Source organism: Parachitinimonas caeni (assembly GCF_030129945.1).
GTDB lineage: Bacteria > Pseudomonadota > Gammaproteobacteria > Burkholderiales > Chitinimonadaceae > Parachitinimonas > Parachitinimonas caeni.
Genome location: NZ_JARRAF010000032.1, coordinates 1 through 19,639 on the forward strand (window position 1 = coordinate 1; position 19,639 = coordinate 19,639).

Consider the following 19,639-nt stretch of genomic DNA (forward strand, 5'->3'; position numbering starts at 1 on the left):
ACGGATTTGGGCCTGCTGCGGTGTTAAAAATCGCTTGCTTAGCCCACTAAGCGGCGCGCTTTTCGCCTTGCATCAGGCCCAAATCCGACGAAACGCGATCCGGAAATAAAATGTCAACAGAGCCTAAAGGATGTCAGGCAAATAAAATATTTCAATCCAGATAAAAACTTAAAACTGTAAAACAATAAATACTTTTATGTTCTACATCGCAGGACGTTGTCCTGTTATTCAATCAACGCCAAGGTGGGGTGGTCTTGAAAGGCTTCTGTAATAAGCATTAACGATGATTCGTAAAGGTAAATGATGGGCCTTGTATTCATGACAATAGAATTTTAAGATCGACCGGTTGATTGCGGTAAAACCCCTTCGCCACGCATTGACGGCGCCCAGATAAAGACTCAATCGAATAAAGAGAATCGACGATGAATCAACCAGATATCAACCTCAAGGCGTTTCTTAAATTGATCCGGTTTGCCGAGCACAAGCGCGAAGATGGTGGCGTTTATACGGTGATGTATGGCGGCGGAACCTTTACCGACACCTCGAAACACCCGAACAAGCTCGTCACCAAATGGGGCAAGAGCTCAACCGCAGCCGGGGCGTATCAGATTCTGCACAGCAGCTGGAAGGAAGCGAAAGACCTCGGCATCCTCACCGATATGTCACCCGATTCGCAGGACAAGTACGCCGTCTGGAAAATCAAGCAGCGGGGGGCGCTGGATTATGTGCTGGCGGGCGATCTGGATCACGCCATTCCCAAACTGCGCAATGAATGGACCTCTTTGCCCGGCGCCAAGCAGTCGCATATGAAAATGACGGAAGCCAAAGCCAAGTTTAACGAGTACGTTGCGGAATTCAGCAAGCCATGAAATCAGACGCTGCCATCCTTACCCTGGCCCTTGCCCTGAGTGCCACATCCGCTGTTGCAGAGGGCGGGGTGTTCATGTCCAAGCAGGAAAGCCTCTACTGTGCCAAGGCCGAGATGGTGGTCGAGAGTGACTGTCAGCTGACGACGGACACCAGCCGCCAATGCAAACGCCAGACCTTGACGCTGCATCCGGAGGCCAGCCGCGAGGCGCTGCCGTTGCCGCACGATGGCCGTCTGGTCAAAAAGAAGATGCTCGGGAATACCGCTGTGCTGGATGGATTTGTCACCGGCTGGTCCTGCCTCAAGGCCAAAGATGGCAAGCAGTACTTCTTGCTGGCCTATACCTGCAGCTTTGGCGAAGAGCGCGGTGCCTGCGCGGGGGAGTCCAAGGAGTGGACCCGGCTGTTCGCACCGGATGGTCGCCCGCTGAGTGCGGGACTCAAGCGTCAGGACAAGCGCTACGATGCGCTCTACCGCAAACTGGGGCTGACTGCCGTGATGGAAGCGGGCGTAACGCTACAGGGCCTCAACTTCTGATGTCGTTTGCCACCGCTGCTGCTTGCGCTACCGGGTAGGCGAAGTCAGTCGTCCGCCTGGTACTTCTTCAGCAGGGCTGGCAGCTGCTTATCGCGTTGAATACCCAGCTGCGTCCAGAAATTTTCCACCAGTTCGGCCTTGCTACGGGCAAAAGCCAGATTGAACACCACGAAGTAATGCTTGGTGGAAAGTGGCGTGGACAGGCGCTCGGCCTGGGCAAATTTCCCAAGGGCCAGAACCGGGTCGCCGTCAATGTCCTGCGTGGCAAAGGCGCCGATGCGGCCGTGAACCAATTTGTTGAAGTTTGCGACCGGCCCCGGCGCCTCCTCAACGCCATAGCCCTTGGCGGCCAGATCCTTGGCAATCGACCAGCCCAGATTGGCGCCGATATTTCCGCTCAAACCTGTGATCTGTTTGCCGTCCCAGTCCACCGGGCTGTCTTTACGCCGGTAGAGATAGTAAGACAGGGTGGCAATGCGCCGGCTGCTGTCGACCGCACTCTGCTTCATCGGGTAGGCCAGCTCTTTTGCCCGTTCCGGGTCGTAGGAGTACATGAACCCTGCTTCATATTTGCCGGCGGCGGTTTCGGCCAGCACCCGCTTGGTGGGTACCCGGTTGAAGACTGCTTTGCAGCCGATGGCCTGGCTGGCAAGATCGGCCAGCTCCACGGCAATGCCAGGCCGTTCGCTACGAACCTGCGAGCCGTTGCCCGCCAGATAGGGCAGGACTTCCCCATCGCCCAGCGCAAAGCGAAGTTCGCAGGCAGAGGCAGTTGCCTGCAGACCACACAGGGCAAGGGCGAGGAATCGGATGCGCATGAGGAATCCCTTTTGCATCAAGGGTGTTCTTTCATATTAGACGTCAGCCACAACGCTGCCAGCCCCGGCAGCGGCCTGTTGAAGCCTGGCGCGACCGGAAACAAAACGTCAACAGAGCCTAGTCATTTGCCTGATAGCGCTTCAGCAGGTTGCCGAACTGTTTTTCGCGTATCAGGCCAAGCTGGGTCCAGAAGTTTTCCACCAAGTCTGGTTTACTGCGCGCAAAGGGCTGGTTGAACACCACAAAATAGTGCTTGGTGTTAAGGGGCTGTGGGAGTCGTTCGATCTGCGGAAATTTACCGGCGGCCAGCAGATAATCACCGTCGATATCCTGTGTGGCATAGGCGCCGATCCGGCCCATTGCCAGTTTGCTGAAGTTTTGCTGTGACCCCAAGGCCTCTTCAATGCCATGGCCTTTGGCGGCCAGATCCTTGGAAATCGACCAGCCAAGATTGACCCCGATATTGCCGACGACCCCCGAAATCTGTTTGCCATCCCAGTCCACCGGGCTGTCTTTGCGGCGATACAGGTAGTAAGACAATGTGGCAATGCGCCGATTGCCATCTGCGGCGCCTTGTTTCATCGGGTAGGCCAGTTCGCGCGCCCGGTCAGGGTCATAGGAATACATAAAGCTACCGTCGAACCGGCCGGAAATCGTTTCGGCCAAGACGCGCTTGCTTGGCAGGCGGGTAAAAACGGCTTTGCAGTCAATGGCCTGGCTGGCCTGCTCGACCAGCTCCAAGGCGATTCCGGGTTTGTCACCGCGCACCTGCGGCCCCGCACCCGCCCGATAGGGCATCGCTTCATCATCTCCCAGAGCAAAGCGGATTTCACAAGCGAAGGTTTGTCCTGCCAGCATCCCATAGACCAGGACGACTCTGATCGCGCCGTTCATGAACCACTCCCTCAGCCAATGAAATGCCCAGGCTTGATTCACTATAGACGGCTAAATCCGGATTACGGGTGGCGCAGACAGGCATACCGGAAGCGGGCGCTCTTGGGTAGACTGGCCGTTTCCCCTCGCCAAGATCCCCGAAGATGACCCATACCGTATCGACGCTTCCGTTTCATATGGCTGATTTGTATCAGGGGCTGGTCAAGTGTCATGGCTTGTTGCACTGTGACGGCGAAGCGCTGCATATCGAGCTGCAATTGCGGGACGCGCTGACAGGTTGGTTGCGCGGCAAGATTCGTCAATATGAGATTCCGCTGCAGCAGCTTGCGGGTGTCGAATACGATGTCCGGTTTTTTGGTTTGCTGGCCACTTGCAATGTCCAGGTATTCAGCATGTCCCTGCTTATCGGCTTTCCGCACGCGAAAAGTGGCCGCTGCCGGCTGGGTATTGCCAGAAAAGACCGGCAGAAGGCCAAAGCCTTTGTCGAGTACATCAAGACCTTGCGGGCTTGATCGACCCTGCTTTTTGGGGGACGCCAGAAAATGTTCTCGGGACACAAAACCCGTAGCGCCTAGAGCAAGGCATCCAGTGCTTCCGTCAGGGGTTCCAGCACGTCGGTGTCACCCCAGTACTCATTGTGAGCCAGCGGGTTCCAGCTTTTCAGGATCAGGCCGGTAATGCCGTCGCCCGCGTTGATGCGATGATCTGTGACGACGGATTGGTAAGAGTCCGATAGCTCGGCCAGTGGCCAGCCCAGTACGTCGTCCTTGTCGTAAAAGTTGTGCCATTTGAATTGCGGGTTGGGGCGGATGGCCACAATGTCCTGCGGGTCATGCGCGGCAACGAACAGCGGGATATTGCAGCCGGTCGTAAACAGGGTGTTCAGCGATCGGCCCTGCAGGAAGGCCAGTTCGTCGGCACTGAGGGCATCCCCGCCACCAATGGCATGGGCAAACCGCTGGATGTCCTGCCAGATACCCACCTTCACCGCCGTGCCGGCGGCGGCCTTCTGGGCATCCCAGAAATAGCACGACATCACCTGTCCTCCCAGTGACTGCGCCAGTATAACGACCGGACCGTCGCCATCCATGGCGGCCCTGGCCTTCCACAGCGCCTGGGCAATCAGCTGCTGGGTCTGGCTGTAGACGCTATCTGGAGACTCCTTGCCGTTCTCAAGGCCGGCAGCATCGGCAAATCCGAACAGCAGGAATTTGCGCAGATCTTCCCATTTCAGATGACGGTTGGCGGCCTTCCAATACCGGTCTTCATTCGGCTGCATCAGGCCCTGATAGTAGACCTTGCCGATATGCAGGCTGGCAAACTTGTCGCCCAGGCGCTCTTCGAGTTCGATCAGCAGGTGATCATCGAAGTTGCGCAGCGTGCGGCCCATACCGTGGATGCTGATCAAAGCGGCTTTTTTTGGCATTTTCAGAGCCCCTGTTGCGGGAGGTGCGCTATACGGTACGGGTTCGCATGGCTTGCTGCCGGGCTACCGCATCGACGATTTGCCGGGCTTCCAGATCATCCAGCGTGCCGGCGTTTTCAAAGTGGGTAATGAATACATGGCCCAGCGCGTACGTCAGGCCCGAGGCGACCACCGCTGAAGGCACAAAGCTCGTGAAATAGCTGGCCAGCGATACGGCCGTCAAGGCACTGCCGGCGGCCCAGCCGGTCGAGATGCCGGCAATCGAAGCTGCCAGCAGGGCACGGGCACGATGTTCGCTGAAGTCCACCGAATACAGCTCCGATAAACGCTTGACCAGTTTCAGCTGAATCGCAAAGCCAGCCACAGTGTCGAGTAACGGAATTGGAATCGCCATGGTGGCACCGGCGAGCAGGGCATGCTCCCGCACGATGTCTTCCGCGCAGCGGCGCAGTGCGAGCTCACGCTCGCTGGCGATGCGGTAGGCGGCTTCGGCGGCCAGCACCGGGCTGGGGCCGTCTGCACTCAACAACTCCCCTTCCTTGACTTCGGTCTGTCCAGCGCGCTGGCTGTGCTGGCGGGTCGAGGCACTGTCCTCTGCGCTGCTTGCCGGGCTGTCACCATCAAGCAGCACGTCTTCGGTGTCGTCATTCTGATAAAGGCGACGACGCGGGGGTTTTTTCTGGGAATCGCTCATGAGGGGTCTCCGGGGGAATCCTGTGGGGCGGTGAAGCCTTCAGCAGAATCCAGTTGCAATAACTCGCGCACATAGGCATCGACATCGCTTGCCGCCACGCTCTGGCGCGAGTCGGCAAATACCGAGACGCCTGCGGCCAGCGCCTGGGCGTACTGGCTGCTGGTCCGCAATACGCTGGCGAGCAGGCTGATCGACGACATCTGTTGCAGGCTGGCCAGGGCCGACAGATGCAGTCGTTCCCGGCGGTCGAAGCGGTTGAAGACGACACGGGCGGTGGCGGCAGGCATGTTGAAGGCTTCGGCAATCGCCTGCATTTCGCCCAGCGTCAGGCGCATGCCCTTGAGCGAGTACGCGTCGGCCCCGACCGGAATCACCACCTGGCTGGCGGCACAGAAGCTCGAAATCACCGCTGCGCCGAGCGCGGGCGGGCAGTCGATGAAAACCAGCTCATAACCCAGCGCAGCCAGCTGCGTCGTCACCTGGCGTACTGCGGTGCGCTGTTGCTTGGGGTGCGATAACGCGACATCCAGCAAGCTGTTGTCGAGCGAAGAGGGCAATAGTGCCAAGCCATCGTCCAGCGTGATCAGCGCTGTATCGAGCTGCTCGGGCGATTGCCAGATATCGACGAACACGGCCTGCTCGTCGGCAATATCGCCTTGCAAGGCCAGGGTGGATGACGCCTGGGGGTCCAGATCAAGCACGCAGCAACGGTAGCCGAACTGTGCGGCGCGGGTGGCGGCATTGACGGTGAGCGTGGTTTTGCCCACGCCCCCTTTCAGGTTCATGTGGGCGACCACGGCGGGGGCGGCTGGCCAGCCGAGATGGGGCCGTAAGCGGCGCAGGCAGGCCGGGGTGAGGCCGATCCGGCCACCACCCAGGTTTACCCGTTCATCCTCCTGCGTCTGCGCCTTCAGGGCTGCCAGATCCTGCCCGGTGAGGGCGGCCAGATCCCGCAGCAAGAGCGGTGGCACGGCAAACCGCCGCCCGGCCTGGGGCTGTGCTGTCAGATCGGCATCGGCTGCCGCGTTCACAGCTTTTCCTGCCCCAGATCGTCGAGGAAGGCATCCAGCGCGGCAATGTCCATCCCCTCGAAATCCACATCACTGGGACTCAGTTGCGGACTGTCGCAGTCCCGGCAGTGGGCGATCAGCGCGTGCAGATTGCGTTCCAGCTGCTGACGCAAACGCACGAACAGACCATCTGGATAGCGGCCGCTGTCGCCGACCAGCCGGAGTTGCAGCTGCCCCGCCTTGACTTCGGCGGTCAGGTCGAGCGCATGCGGCAGCCGGGTATCCGGGCTGATCTCATCGCCGGTTGATTCAGGCGCCAGAGGCATCGGCGAGCGGTCATCAAACCGGCCCAGATAATTGAAGCTGGTCTGCGCCAGTGCGCCCTGATCGAGCACGGCATCGTGGCGCAGATAGCGCAGTACGCCGTAGCCAAGGCCACGATCCGGCACAGCCCGCAAGGCTTCCTTGGTCTCGCGGATGCGCATCGACCAGCCTTCGCCGTTGAAGTGGACGGTCAGCGGATACATTGCCGTAAACCAGCCGACGCTACGGGAGAGGTCGATGTCGTCGTACAGCGCCTCCCGGCCGTGGCCCTCCAGGGTGATCCGGCAGATCGGCGAGCCCTGCACCTCGGCTAGCGTATGCAGCCAGGCGGCCAGCAGCAGCTCGTCACCCTGGGTCTGATAGGCATGGTGACAGTCACCGAGCAGAGCCTCGGTCGCGGCGACATCCAGCGAGAAGGCCAGCTGCAGCCGTGCTGACACCGGCGCTGGCTTGGCTGGCTCGCGCAGGTCGGGCAGACGACCTGCCTGCCAGGACTGGCGCTGCTGCCAGTAAGCCTGCTGGGCCAGGAAGCGGCTGTCGCCACTCAGGCGGCGGGCCCAGGCGGCCGGAGAATGGCTGCGTGCCGGCAGGGGCTGGCCTTGCAGCAGGGCCGCCAGATCGCTGAGCAGGATGCGCCAGGACACGCCATCAATCGCCCAGTGATGCGCGGTCAGGAACAGCCGGCAGCTGGCATCGTCCAGCCGGTACAGCACGGCCTGGAACAGCGGTGCCGTGGCCGGTTGCAGGCTGCGCTGACGCCGCTGGATATCGTCTGCCATCGTGGCAAGGTTGCCATCGACAACGGCGAGCGCAGCGGGCTGTCCGGGGGGCTCGAAGCGCGACCAGAATCCGCTGTCGGCATGGCCAAACCGCAGCCGCAGGGCATCATGGTGATCGACCAGGGTATCGAGCGCCGCCTGCAGGGTGGCGACGGCCTGCCCGGCCGGGCATTGCAGCAGTACCGACTGATTGAAGTGGTTGGCATGGCAAAAGCCCTGCGCCACAAACCAGTGTTGAACCGGCAGCAGCGGCGCATCGCCGGTTTCAGCCGTGAGGGCTTGCGACTCACGCTGGCTGGCCTGCAACAGCGGTGCCAGCGCGGCAATCGTCGGCGTCTGCATCAGCTGGGTAACCTTCAGCTGATAGCCCAGCTCGCGCAGTTTGACGCTGATCTGGATGGCCTGAATCGAATCGCCCCCCAGGGAGTAGTAGTTGTCATCCACCCCGAAATCCTGCCGGCCGAGTACGGCACTCCAGCATTGCCACAGCGCTTGCTCCTGCGGGGTGTTGGCGGCCTGCTGGTGGGCAAGGGCAGTCGGCGCCGGACGCGACGGGGCGGGCAGCGCGGCGCGGTCCACCTTGCCGTTGCGGTTGAGGGGCAGGCGATCGAGCACCACGCAGTGCGCGGGTCGCATATAGGCCGGCAGGCGTTCAGCCAGCCAGCTGTGCAGGCGTTGTTCATCCACCGTCAGCCCGCCTGCAACGGTGTAGTAAGCCAGCAGTTCGGTATTGCCCAGCGCTGTCTGGCGCGGCATGACGTGAACGTGTTCGATGCCGGCAAAGGCCAGCAGGCATTGCTCCACTTCGCCCAGCTCCACCCGATAACCCCTTACCTTGACCTGACCATCGAGCCGGCCCAGGAACAGAATGGCCCCGTCGTTGCGTCGCACGCAGAGGTCACCGGTGCGATACAGCCGTTCTGGCGGCAGTAGCGGATCGAGCTGCAGGCTGACAAAGCGCTCGATGGTGGCATCCGGCAGGCCCAGGTAACCCAGTGCCAGCCCTGGACCACCAAGGTACAGTTCTCCCGGCACGCCAGCTGGCTGGGGCTGGCCGTGCTTATCCAGCACATGCGCGGTGGTGTGGCCAATCGGCAGGCCGATGGGCAGGCGAGGGTGCCGGCCGCTCAAATCAGCCGGGTGGATAAGGTGGAAGGTTGAAAAGGTTGTGGCTTCGGTCGGGCCGTAGACATGGACCAACGCATCGTTGCGCTGCATGGCGGCCAGCGCTTTTTCCACCTGTGGCAGATTGGCTTCCTGCCCACCGAAATACACCTTGCGCAGACGTGCCAGCGACGGCATGTCGGCCTGCACCCACTGGTTGAACAGGGCGGTGGTGATAAAGGTGAGTGTGACGCCATGTCGCTCGACAAAGGCGCCCAGCGCCAGCGGGTCGAGCGCCGTATCGCGGTCGGGCAGGCACAGGGCCAGGCCGTGGCAGAGCGCGGCATACAGATCGAAGGTGGCGCCATCGAAGGCATAGTTCGACAGCTGAAGGATGCGATCGCCACTGCGCGGTGCGAAATAGCGGCAGTCGTTCACCAGGCGCAGCACTCCCTGCTGGCTGGCGACCACGCCTTTGGGCCGGCCGGTCGAGCCCGAGGTGTACATCAGGTAGATCGGATCATCAGCCCGTCGTGGCTGGCTCGCAACACTGCCCACCGCGTGGCGGAATTCGCCAAGCCGCAACTGCGGGATCACCAGGCCGTGCTGGCAGGGGCGGGGCTGGTCATGCAGCAGCAGCACCGCTTCGCTGTCTTCCAGCAGGAAGTGACAGCGTTCGGCCGGCGCGTCGGCTTCGATCGGCAGGTAGACGGCCCCCAGCTTCTGGATGGCCAGCACGGCCACGACCCACTGCGGCCCACGCTCGAACTGCAAGGCGATGGTGCGCCCGATCGGCGAGACCCCGGCAAGCTCCAGCAGGATCTGCTGGGCCCAGCCCTGGGCCGCCAGATCGACCTCCCGATAGCTGAGCTGCAGGCGATCGCTGATCAGTGCCGGGGCCGCAGGCGTGCGGGCCACCCAATGTTCGAACTGCGCCAGCACGGTGCCTTCCGGCAGCGGAGGTGATACGGGGTTCAGCTCGTGCAGCAACCAGTGGCGTTCGCGCTGACCCAGCCAGTCCAGCGTAGCCAGCGGGCGCTCGGGTGTGGCGGCGGCGGCTTCGAGCAGCTGGAACAGACGCTGGCCAAGCTGATGTGCCGTGGCCTCGCTGAACAGGTCGCTGTCGTATTCCAGATCGAGATGGCCGGGGTTGAGCGCGGCATCCTGCCCGATGTTCAACATCCAGCACAGGTCGCAGCGCGAGCCGAGGCGCGGCAACTCTGCCGCCTCGGTCACCAGCCCTGGCAACGGGGTGGCGCCGGCCAGGGGTTCGACGGACAGCATCACATCAAACAGCGGCGAACGTGCCGTGTCGCGCTCAAGTGCCAGCTCGCTGACCAGACGGTCAAACGGATAAGCCTGATGCAGCAGGCCGTCACGCACGGTCTGTTTGGTTTGCAGCAGCCAGTCGGAGAATGGCTGGCTGGGGTCAAGCTGGCCCCGCAAGGGCAGGGTGTTGACGAAACAGCCAACCAGCGATTCGGCGGCCGGATGGATGCGACCGGCAACCGGGGCGCCGATGATCAGATCCTGCTGCCCGGACAGTCGCCACAGTAGCGCCTGCAACACGGCCAGCGCAGCCGTGAATTCGCTGCATTGCGCCTGCTGGGCCAGCTGCTGCAGGGCACGGCGGCTGGCGACCGGCAGCGGCAGGCGCAGGGTCGCGCCACGCAATCCCTGTACAGCGGGTCTGGGATAGTCGGTGTGCAGATTCAGTGTCGGCAGGGGGCCGGCCAGCTGCTGGTGCCAGTAGTCGCGGTCCTGGTCGAAGTCACCGCTGTCGAGTGCCTGCCGCCACCAGTGGGCGACTTCGCGGTAGCGGGCTGTCGGGGCTGGCCAGTCGGGGGCCTGCTGCTGCAGCCGTGCCGTGTAGGCACTGGCCAGATCGCGACTGAGCAGGGGCATCGACCAGCCATCGGCGGCGATATGGTGTACGACGGTCAACAGCAGTCCGCGCTGTGGACCGGTGTGGCACCACATCACCCGCAGCGGCCATTGCTCGGCGAGCCGGAAGGGTCGGTCGCGGAAGGCAATCAACCGCTCACGTCGCTCGGTGTCGTCCAGCAGCTCACCGGAAATGGCGACGAATTCGACATCGGCAACCGGGTCAACCTGCTGTTGTGGCTGGCCATCGACCAGCACGATGCGGCTGCGCAAGACATCATGCCGCTCGACCAGATCCCGCAGGGCGGCGCGCAGGGCCACGAGATCCAGCTCGCCCCAGATCGCGGTCAAACCGCTGATATGGTAGGCGGCGCTGCTCTGGCCAATGCCGTCGAGCACCCAGAGCCGTTGCTGCATCGGCGCCAGGGGCGCCCGATCTTCGTCGCTCAGGCTGGGGAGTGGCGTGGCCGGGAGTTCTGCTTGTCCGGCCAGTCGGGCAGCCAGGGCGGCCGGGGTCGAAGCCGTGTACAGATCGCGCAGGCTGACTGGCCGTTGCAGACTGCGGCTGGCCCGCAGAACCAGCCGGCTGGCGGCCAGGCTGCGCCCGCCCAGATCGAAGAAGTCGGCATGCCGGCTGACCGTGGGCAGGTCGAGAATCTCGGCCCAGAGCTGGGCCAGTGCCGTTTCGACCGGACCTTGCGGCGGACTGTTGTCCTGCGCGGTCATCAGCCGGCGCGGCTCGGGCAGGGCTGTAATGTCGAGTTTGCCGTTGCTGTTGAGGGGGAACTGTGCCAGTCGGCAGAACAGGCGCGGCACCATATAGTCAGGTAGTTGGCGAGCCAGAGCCTGCATCATTTGCCGGCTGGCTGCGTCGTCGTCGGTGGGGGCCTGGTCGTTGGCCAGCCAGTAGCAGGCGAGCGCCAGATCTTCGCCCAGCTTGCGGGTGATGACGCGGGCGTCGGCGACACCGGGCTGACGACGCAAGGCAGTTTCGATCTCGCCGGTTTCGATCCGATAACCCCGCACCTTGACCTGACCATCGACCCGACCCAGGAAATGCAAGGCGCCGTTGGCCTGCCGGATTACCCGGTCGCCGGTGCGATAACGGCGCACGCCGCTGCCACTCTGGCTGAATGCCGCTTCGGTCAGGCCGCTTTGGCCCAGATAACCCAGACCCACGGCGGCGCCTTCGATCATGAGTTCCCCCGGCACGCCCAGTGGCACCGGGCTGAGATCGGGGGCCACCACCATCAGGCGACAGTTGGCGGTGCTACGGCCGAGCGGCAAAGGTGCTGCGGTGTCGAAGTCGCTGACCTCATGGAAAGCGGCGCAGACAGCGGTTTCGCTCGGGCCATAAGCATTGATGTAACGGATGCCGCGCTGGCGGACGGCCACCACGTCCGGCCACTTCGGGGCCTCGCCGCCAGTGATGATCATGCGCAGTGGTGCCAGCGGCAGGTCGATAACGGTATTCAGAAAGCCCGGTGTGACGGCAGCGATGCTGACACCGTGACGTTGCAGCACGGCCGAGAAGCCGGGTGCCGTGGCGGTTTCGTCGCGCTTGGCCAGAACCAGTGTGGCGCCGCTGAGCAAGGCCAGAAACACTTCAAACAGCGATACATCGAAGGCGGGTGAGACAAATTGCAGGATCCGGTCTTGTGGCGTGACGTCCAGCGCGTTGATCTGGTCGTCGATCATGTTGATGAATGCCCGGTGCGGCACCAGCACGCCCTTGGGTTTACCGGTCGAGCCGGAGGTGTAGATCAGATACGCTGCGGCTTCCGGGTCGAGATGCGGGTATGGGGCGGTGTCGCAGCCTCCATCCACGATGCGGGCGTTGACGCCCGTTACGGTTGCCGGCAGGCCAGCCTCGCGCAGGCGGGCAAGCAGTGCCGGGCTGCTCAGCAGCAGGGGCGCTGCCGCATCGGCGATCAGCTCCAGCAGGCGCTGATCCGGCTGGCGTGGGTCTAATGGCAGGTAGATGGCGCCGGCTTTCAGTGTGGCCAGCAAGGCAATCGGCCATTCCAGCGAACGTTCGAGCAGTACGGCAATCACCTGTCCGGGTTGTACGCCGTGCTCGGCAATCAGATCCTGCGCCAGCTGGTTGCTGGCACGATCGAGCGTGGCGTAATTCAGGCAGGCGTCATCGCTGCGCAGGGCGGGCGCATCGGGGGTGCGGGCGGCCTGGGCGCTGAACAGGCCGGGCAGGCTGCCTGCCGGGATGTCGCGCAACGGGCCACGACCCATCCAGGTGAGAGTCTGCTCCTCTTCAACCGTCAGCATCGGCAGGTCGGCAATCGTGCCTTTGTGATACTGCATGAGCCCGACCAGCAGGTTGACCAGATGTCGGCCCAGACCTTCGACAAACTCACGCGGGTACAGGCTCTGCCGGTAGTCAAAGTGCAGTTGCCAGCCGGCTTCGCCCACCGCCAGCCGCAAGGTCAGGTCATAACGGGCTTGGCTACTTGGCAGCGGGTGTGGGTGAACCTTGATGTCATCGAGCACAAAATCATCGGCTGCTGGCTCCATGGCCAGCATGACTTCAAACAGTGGATTGCGCAGCGGGTCGCGCACATTGCCGTATTCTGCGGCGAGTTTTTCAAACGGGTAGTCCTGATGCGCGTGCATCTCGGTCACGGCGCGCCGGCTGCGTTCCAGCAGATCGGTAATGCTCAGATTCGCAGGCAGTTTGAGCGCCAGCGGCAGGGTGTTGACGAAGAAGCCGACCACCTGCGCCAGCTGTGGGTGGCTGCGACCCTCGATCGGCGTGCCGAAAATCACGGTGTCGCTGCCGCCATAGCGCTGCAGCAACACCGCCAGCGCGGCAGCCACCCCCATGAAGGGGCTGATCTCGCGGCTGGCCAGCCACTGTTGCAGCACCTTGGCGCGGCTTGCTGGCAACTCAAGCGTGACGCTGCCAGCGGCCAATGGGGCATCATCGTTGAGTGGACGGGTGGGCAGCATGGCGCGTTGATCAAGATCGACCAGGCGGCTACGCCAGTAATCACGATGCGCAGCGAGCGCACCGGCACCGGCTGTCTGCCGGGACAGCCAGTGGGCGACGTCCCGCATCTGCAGGGCCGTGGGGGGCAGGTCGGGGGTGTGGCCCTGTCGGGCGGCGCGATAGGCAATTGCCAGCTCACGATTAAGCATGGCCATCGACCAGCCATCGCAGATCAGATGGTGCATATTCACCAGCAGGTGGTGGCAGTCGGCGCGCTGGCGCAACAGTGTCACCCGCCAGAGCGGGCCGTGCTCCAGATGGAAAGGCTGGTGGTTCAGACGTTCGATTTCCTGCGCCAGACTGTCTGCCAGCGTCTGGTCGTCATGACTCGGGTCGAAAGCGATTTCCTGCCAGGCCACTGGCATTTGCGGCAAGACACGCTGTCGGGCTTCGCCGTGGTGAATCTCAAAGACGGTGCGCAGCGACTCATGCCGGTCAGCCAATAGCTGGAAGGCGGCGCGTAACGCGGCGATGTCCAGTTCGCCGTGCAATTCCAGCCATTCCGGGTTGTGATAGAGCGCTTCGTTGCCATCCAGCTGCGACAGTACCCATAGTCGGTTCTGGGCGTCGGTGAGCGGGTAATCAGCTTGCTGCGGGGCCGGTTCGATGGGGGGCGCGCTGGTTGCTTCCTGATTTTGCAGGCGCTGGGCGAGTGCCCGAATGGTGCCGTTCTCGAAGAAATCTCGCAGCGTCAGGGCGGCGCCGAACTGGCGGTTGATGCGGCCAAGCAGGCCAATCGCCCGCAAGGAATTGCCGCCAATGTGCAGAAAGGGGCTTTCGACGCTGACGCGATCCAGCGCCAGTGCCTCGGCCCATAGTGTCGCCAGCGCGGTTTCGATGTCACCTTGCGCGGCCACAAAACCCTTGTCGCCCAGTTGCAATGCCTCGGGCCGGGGCAGGGCGCGCCGGTCGATCTTGCCGTTGAGGTTGCGCGGGAAGTCATCAAGGCAGACCACATGGCCCGGCAGCATGCCGGCTGGCAACTGCTGTGCCAGATGAGCACGCATGGCATCGCTGTGCCGGGCTGCGGCCTCGCCGGGTGGCACGTTGCCGGCCAGAGTGAAGTAGACCACCAGACTGTTGCTGCCATCAGCTAGCCGGAAGGCATGCGCGACGGCTTCGCCAATACCGGGCCAGTTGCGCATTACCCCTTCGATTTCGGGCAGATCAATGCGCACGCCGTCGATTTTCACCTGACGATCGGCCCGGCCGACAAATTCGATGCTGCGATCACTCCGATAGCGCCCCAGGTCGCCGGTCTTGTAGATGCGGTCGCTCCCGTTCTCATCAAGCGGGTTGACGATGAAGGCGGCATCGGTGGCGGCCGGGTCGTGGTAGTAGCCATTGCTGGCAAACGGTGTGCGGATATGAATTTCACCGGTCTCGCCGATATCGCACAGACGGCCGTTGGACAGAATCAGAATGGCGGTGTTGTTGATAGGTTGCCCCAGCGGCACGATGGCGCCGGCGGCGTATTCCTCGCCATCCACCCGGTGGAAGATCTTGGCCAGCGTGGTTTCGGACGGGCCGTAGAGGTTGATCAGCCAGCCTTGCGCCCCTGCGGCTTCGCGCCAGTGTGTGACGTCGGCGCCGTAAAGGGGTTCGCCTGCCAGTGCGATGACTTGCAACTGTGAAGGGGGACGCTGCAGATCGCGCACACTGCGGGTGATCAGCCGGAACAGGCTGGGCACGCAATGCAGCAGCGTGACCTGGCGAGCGTCCAGCCACTCCACCAGCGTATGGCTATCGGCCCGGTCGGCGGGCTCGGGCACAACCAAGGTGCCACCTGCCAGCAGGACTGCGAAGGTCTCGCGCAGGCTGACATCAAAGGTGGGCGCGGCCAGCCAGCTGGCACGGGTATGAGCGTTGAGGCCCAGCTCTGCCACTTCCCAATGCACGAAATGCGAGATGCCCTTGTTGCGGCCGGCAATCAGCTTCGGCACGCCGGTACTGCCCGAGGTCTGGATCAGATAACCCGTGTCGTCATCCCCCGCACGCAAGGGCGGGCTTTGGTCGGCGGTTGAGGCGGGCTGTTGCAGCAGGGCGGCGAGATCGACGGCCAGCAGTGTCACGCCGCCGGCACATTGCTCAGCCATCTGGCGCGCGGCCGATTCATCTTGCGGCCGATATAGCAACAGGCTTGGCGAGACCACCCCGAACAATTGGGCCTGTCGCAATGGCGGGGTCGCCAGATCAAGCGGCAGAAATATGGCCGCCGACTTCACACTGGCCAGCATGGCGACTAGGTACTCAATGCTGGCGGGCATGGCCAGACCAACGATCTGCTGGGTCTGCAGGCCTGCGCCTTGCAGTTGTGCGGCCAACCGGTTGGCCATCAGCCCCAGCTGCCGGTAACTGTAGCGCCGCTGACCTTGTTCAACGGCTGGCCTGTCCTCCCCCGCAGCCAGAAAGTGCTCGACAACGGCATGCAGATTTTTCTTGTTCAAAGGCATTGTCACAGAGAGCTCCCGCGTGTGTTGTTTTGATCCGGGGGCCGACAGGCTGTCAGGGGCTGTGGACGTTTCGCTTGCAGAGTGGAAACAAAACGTCAACAGCGCCTGGTGCCGGCGGCTATCCCCGGCTTAGTCATAGCTCATCAATTCATTTGGTCAAACCCGCAAGCCGCTTGAATCGAGCGACTTCAGGCTTTGGTATGAACGACAGGGGTGGCGTGTTGGACAGATTGTGGGAATTTGTCGGGAGGGATGTTGGCGAGCAATGGCTTTGAGTGGTGGATGTTATTGATGGATTTTTCCGATACACCGAGCTTTGAAACAATACTTAGCGCCTGACGTTCCAGCCGATGTTGGTAAAGAGCTGACACCGATTGCATTGAAGATCAAGAACTTGGTGCGGCTGTTGATATGGGGTGAATGGGTCGCCGCAGCCGGGGCAGTGGCGCTTCATTTCAGAGGCATGGCTGCGGCCGCTCGCGCGATAGAGGTAGTAGTAAAACGGTTTGCCCGTGAGTGTCGTCATTGTTTGGCACAGCGCACGGCCTTGCTTTGATAATGCGCTGTCCGGCCGGGAGAGTTCGCGGGTGACAGTGCGTTCCAGAATGCTGCAGTTCATTTGCAGGGCATCACAGGACTGGTAGTCAGACTGCCATGTTACAAGCTCGTAATATTCGCCACTGGGCAGTAGCGGCAGCGTATAGAGCGGGACCGCGCCCCAGCAATCCAGACATCGCACTGGAGGTTCAAGCGATAAATAGGTGGTGAAGAGTACATAGGCTGAAGGCTGAGTACAGGCACATACCGGTAGCCCATCTAGATCCGGCCCAAGAATCTGCCAGGTAGTGGAAATGCCGAATTGAGCCAGCTGCCCAAGCGCCTTGCGCACATATGACCCATTGTGCTGATTAGCAAGCGCTTGGGTGGTCTTGCAGTAAGCGCGTATTTGGCAGCGCTGGGCAGTCTCTACGGTTGAGTCGAACAGAATGGGCCATTCTTTACCGCAAATCTGGCCATTCATGCGTAGCGCGGCCAGATAACCATTTATCAGGTCAGACCATTGGTCCCGTTCGATTGAATTGGCGGTGAGGCATTCAATTTGCACAACCAGCATCGGTCTGACTCTTCAGAAGGAATGGTTTGATCGGCTCAGCCCCCCAACTACCCACCCTGCGTCCGCTGGATTGGTGGTTGGAAGGGCCTATCAGCTGCGCTTACCGTTTGCAGGCCGCGTTGGGTGTCGGGGTGACGACCTGGCTGAAGTGCCAGGTGTAGTCACCGCCAAGGGCGTTGGTCCCGTTCTTGCCAGCATGCTGGCCGATGATGAAGGTGTCCGCCTTGGCAATCCCGCCATTGGCATAGGCGGAGATATCGGTGGTGGCGTTGCCATAGGCACGGATGATCTTCAGGCCGACGGTGTCACGCAGGTAGCGCACGTAATCTGTCTTGAATTGCTCGGTATTCGGTGGAATCGGGCCTCCGCCATACGGATTGCTGTGATAGTGCCATGACAACAAGCCCATTTTTGGGAACCACTCGCGGGCATCGCGGGTGACCCAGTAAGGCCGAGCGGTCAGGTAGATGATCTGATACCCCTTCTGCTGATAGGCACGGACAACCTCGGGCGCATAGTAATAGGGGGTGGCCGTCTTCAGGCCGGCATAGTCGGCGTAGGCTTCGAAGTCGTTGATGGTCAAGGTGCCATCAATGTCAAACAAGACAGCTTCGCGCCCTTTTTCAACCACGCTCAGCCAGCCTTCGGCCACGGTGCCGTCACCTTCCACCACCATCCTGACCCGGTAGTCGCCAACGGGTCGGGTGCCGATGTCCAGATAGATCTTGCCGTCACGATCGGTTAACCGATTGCCTGCATACTCCCAGCCAGCCATGCCGGTACCGTAGACGTAGACATGAATCCGCTCATCTTCCAGATCTTTATGCAAAACCGGGTCGTAATCGAACTTGCCAACGAGAGTGATGGGCTGGCCGCTGGCTACCATCACGTCATGCATCATGTGCGTCGGCTTGTAGAGGCCGGCCAGCAGCCTGCTGCCAAAGTGGCGGAAGCCCTGACGGGGCGCCTGCGGGGCTGCGGGCGGGTTCTCCGGGGTCTGGTAATCCGGGCAGGCGGCCATCGCCGAAGCTGTCATGGTGGTAATAGCCAAACCCATAGCTAGACAAAGTGCACGTTGCATCAGTCAAATCTCCCTTGTTATGAAAGTTAGCTGCCAAGAGGCAGGCAGCATGCAAAAGATAGATGACAATGTCGTTAAAGCAAGCAAATGCTTGCTTTGGGCCTGCGAGACGGACTTGACGCACGGTTGCGGTATTCGGTAAAGGTCACTGATCTGGTCTTGGATAACGCGCAAATGAACGACGATGAATTGTTGTTACATCTTCAGACACTGGAAGTCTTGCTGCATCAGCCTGAAAAGCGAACGGATGCAGCAATGGTTTCCAGACTGATTCACGAGGATTTTTTCGAAATTGGTCGCTCGGGTACGCCCTATAACAAGGCTCAGATCATTCAGTTGCTGGAGTCTGAACGCACGGAAGGGTCAGCCCGGATCTGGTCGCAGGACTATCGACTGCACCTGCGGGAAGGTAACGCTGCGCTGCTTGTATACAAATCGGCCCACCTCGATGCCGACCAGGGATTGATGCGCCACGCACTGAGAAGCTCGCTTTGGCAATGCACTGATGCTGGCTGGCAGATGATATTTCATCAGGGCACACCGACAGCGCCGTTTGCGGCTGCGGCAGTGAACGCGTCGCAGGGCAAGGGATCATGATCTGCCGATTCTGGCTGGTGCTGGCGCTGACCGGGGCTGCGCTCCCTGCCTTGGGTGATGATTGCTTGACACGAATCTGGAAAGGCAAGGTGGGGGATATTCCGGTAATGATCGCGTTCGAGTCGCTCGGCGCAGATAGTCAGATCGGCGGGCGTTACTACTACCGAAACCAAATGGAGGATCTGTTGCTGATACGGGATGCGCCTAGCGTTGCGCAATGGAAGGAGGTGGACCCCAAAGGCCGGGTTACGGCCTATCTCTCCCTCACCTGCCGCGGTGATGAACTGATCGGCGAGTGGCAGGCGGCCGACGGCAAGCGCAGGCTGCAGATTACGGCGTATGCCGCCAACGCAGAAACCTATTCCCGGCAAAGATTCGAGGCGGTCAGGCCCAGGCTGGTGGAAAGATTGCGCTTCGGGGCAAACCGTTATGAGCGCATCGCCGTCGCAGAGCATGCCTCGCATCTTGGCCTGCGTTTGGTCGGGAACGGGGCCGGGCTAGCTCGTATCAATCAGACGCTGATGCAGGATTTCCTTGCCGCGCTGGATAACGATATTCAGTGTCGAGCACAGGGGCGCTGGATGCAGGGAGAGCAGCACTCTTATGAAAACACCAGCGAGTGGAGGGTGATCGCCTGGAACCGGACTTATGTTGTGATCGGCAGTCAATCATCCGGATATTGTGGCGGCGCACATCCATATTCCGGGTCGGGGGCGATGACATATGATTTGGAGACTGGCCAGAAAGTAGACATCTCGACCTGGCTGACAGCGGATTACCAGCAATCCATCTCAAGGGATTCCAAGCTCTGGCGTACGCTAATCAAGCGGTATCGGTCGGGCAGCGAATACGATGAAGCGTGCATCGACTCTCTGGAGTTTTCTGCCAGCATGGTGTGGCCCACATCGTCCGGGATGGTGTTCCAACCCTTTGCGCCGTACGCGCTGCAGTTCTGCATTGAGGAAGTCGAGGTTCCCTATAGCGCCATCGCCGGTTTTCTTAGCCCGCTCGGCAAATCACAGGTGCGGCGTTTTCAGGGCAGATAGTGTTG

General features: G+C 61.5%; 13 protein-coding genes. 5 read left to right on the top strand and 8 right to left on the bottom strand.

All coding sequences use genetic code 11. From position 1 onward, the window contains the following. Positions 1-422 precede the first annotated feature (422 nt). Both PZA18_RS18985 and PZA18_RS18990 read left to right on the top strand, forming a co-directional pair. Positions 423-869 (top strand): glycoside hydrolase family 24 protein, encoded by a 447-nt coding sequence (locus PZA18_RS18985; RefSeq protein ID WP_284102449.1) that lies wholly within the window; start codon positions 423-425, stop codon positions 867-869. Continuing rightward, on the top strand, positions 866-1,405 hold the full coding sequence (locus tag PZA18_RS18990) for a hypothetical protein (RefSeq protein WP_284102450.1): 540 nt from the start codon (positions 866-868) through the stop codon (positions 1,403-1,405). Before PZA18_RS18985 ends, PZA18_RS18990 begins: the two co-directional genes overlap by 4 nt. Positions 1,406-1,449: 44 nt before the next feature. Here the strand turns inward: PZA18_RS18990 and PZA18_RS18995 are convergent, their stop codons facing one another. Together PZA18_RS18995 and PZA18_RS19000 are read right to left on the bottom strand one after the other, a co-directional pair. Continuing rightward, a complete protein-coding gene (locus PZA18_RS18995) occupies positions 1,450-2,223 on the bottom strand; it encodes a substrate-binding periplasmic protein (protein ID WP_284102451.1) in 774 nt (257 codons plus the stop codon). A 118-nt stretch (positions 2,224-2,341) separates the two neighbouring features. Beyond that, complete coding sequence (locus PZA18_RS19000; RefSeq protein WP_284102452.1) at positions 2,342-3,118, bottom strand: substrate-binding periplasmic protein; 777 nt, start codon at positions 3,116-3,118, stop codon at positions 2,342-2,344. 143 nt (positions 3,119-3,261) lie between these two features. Between PZA18_RS19000 and PZA18_RS19005 the strand changes: the two genes are divergently transcribed. Next, positions 3,262-3,630, top strand: coding sequence for a hypothetical protein (locus PZA18_RS19005; RefSeq protein ID WP_284102453.1), 369 nt, complete (start codon positions 3,262-3,264; stop codon positions 3,628-3,630). Between the two features lie 59 nt (positions 3,631-3,689). On the opposite strand, the gene PZA18_RS19010 is transcribed toward PZA18_RS19005, so the two are convergent. From PZA18_RS19010 to PZA18_RS19035, 6 genes are all read right to left on the bottom strand, one after another. After that, complete coding sequence (locus PZA18_RS19010) at positions 3,690-4,544, bottom strand: hypothetical protein (protein ID WP_284102454.1); 855 nt, start codon at positions 4,542-4,544, stop codon at positions 3,690-3,692. 28 nt (positions 4,545-4,572) lie between these two features. Then, positions 4,573-5,238 carry a YcjF family protein gene (locus PZA18_RS19015; RefSeq protein WP_284102455.1) on the bottom strand — a complete coding sequence of 222 codons (666 nt, stop codon included), beginning with the start codon at positions 5,236-5,238 and terminating at the stop codon, positions 4,573-4,575. Next, on the bottom strand, positions 5,235-6,269 hold the full coding sequence (locus tag PZA18_RS19020) for a ParA family protein (protein WP_284102456.1): 1,035 nt from the start codon (positions 6,267-6,269) through the stop codon (positions 5,235-5,237). Before PZA18_RS19020 ends, PZA18_RS19015 begins: the two co-directional genes overlap by 4 nt. Then, a complete protein-coding gene (locus PZA18_RS19025; RefSeq protein WP_284102496.1) occupies positions 6,266-15,796 on the bottom strand; it encodes a non-ribosomal peptide synthetase in 9,531 nt (3,176 codons plus the stop codon). The genes PZA18_RS19020 and PZA18_RS19025 overlap by 4 nt, the downstream gene beginning before the upstream one ends. A 328-nt stretch (positions 15,797-16,124) precedes the next feature. Continuing rightward, complete coding sequence (locus PZA18_RS19030) at positions 16,125-16,910, bottom strand: DUF2310 family Zn-ribbon-containing protein (protein ID WP_284102457.1); 786 nt, start codon at positions 16,908-16,910, stop codon at positions 16,125-16,127. A gap of 100 nt (positions 16,911-17,010) precedes the next feature. Further along, on the bottom strand, positions 17,011-17,991 hold the full coding sequence (locus PZA18_RS19035) for a lipin/Ned1/Smp2 family protein (protein WP_284102458.1): 981 nt from the start codon (positions 17,989-17,991) through the stop codon (positions 17,011-17,013). Positions 17,992-18,165: 174 nt separating this feature from the next. Between PZA18_RS19035 and PZA18_RS19040 the strand changes: the two genes are divergently transcribed. Together PZA18_RS19040 and PZA18_RS19045 are read left to right on the top strand one after the other, a co-directional pair. After that, positions 18,166-18,588, top strand: coding sequence for a nuclear transport factor 2 family protein (locus PZA18_RS19040; protein ID WP_284102459.1), 423 nt, complete (start codon positions 18,166-18,168; stop codon positions 18,586-18,588). After that, positions 18,585-19,634, top strand: coding sequence for a hypothetical protein (locus tag PZA18_RS19045; RefSeq protein WP_284102460.1), 1,050 nt, complete (start codon positions 18,585-18,587; stop codon positions 19,632-19,634). Before PZA18_RS19040 ends, PZA18_RS19045 begins: the two co-directional genes overlap by 4 nt. Positions 19,635-19,639 lie beyond the last annotated feature (5 nt).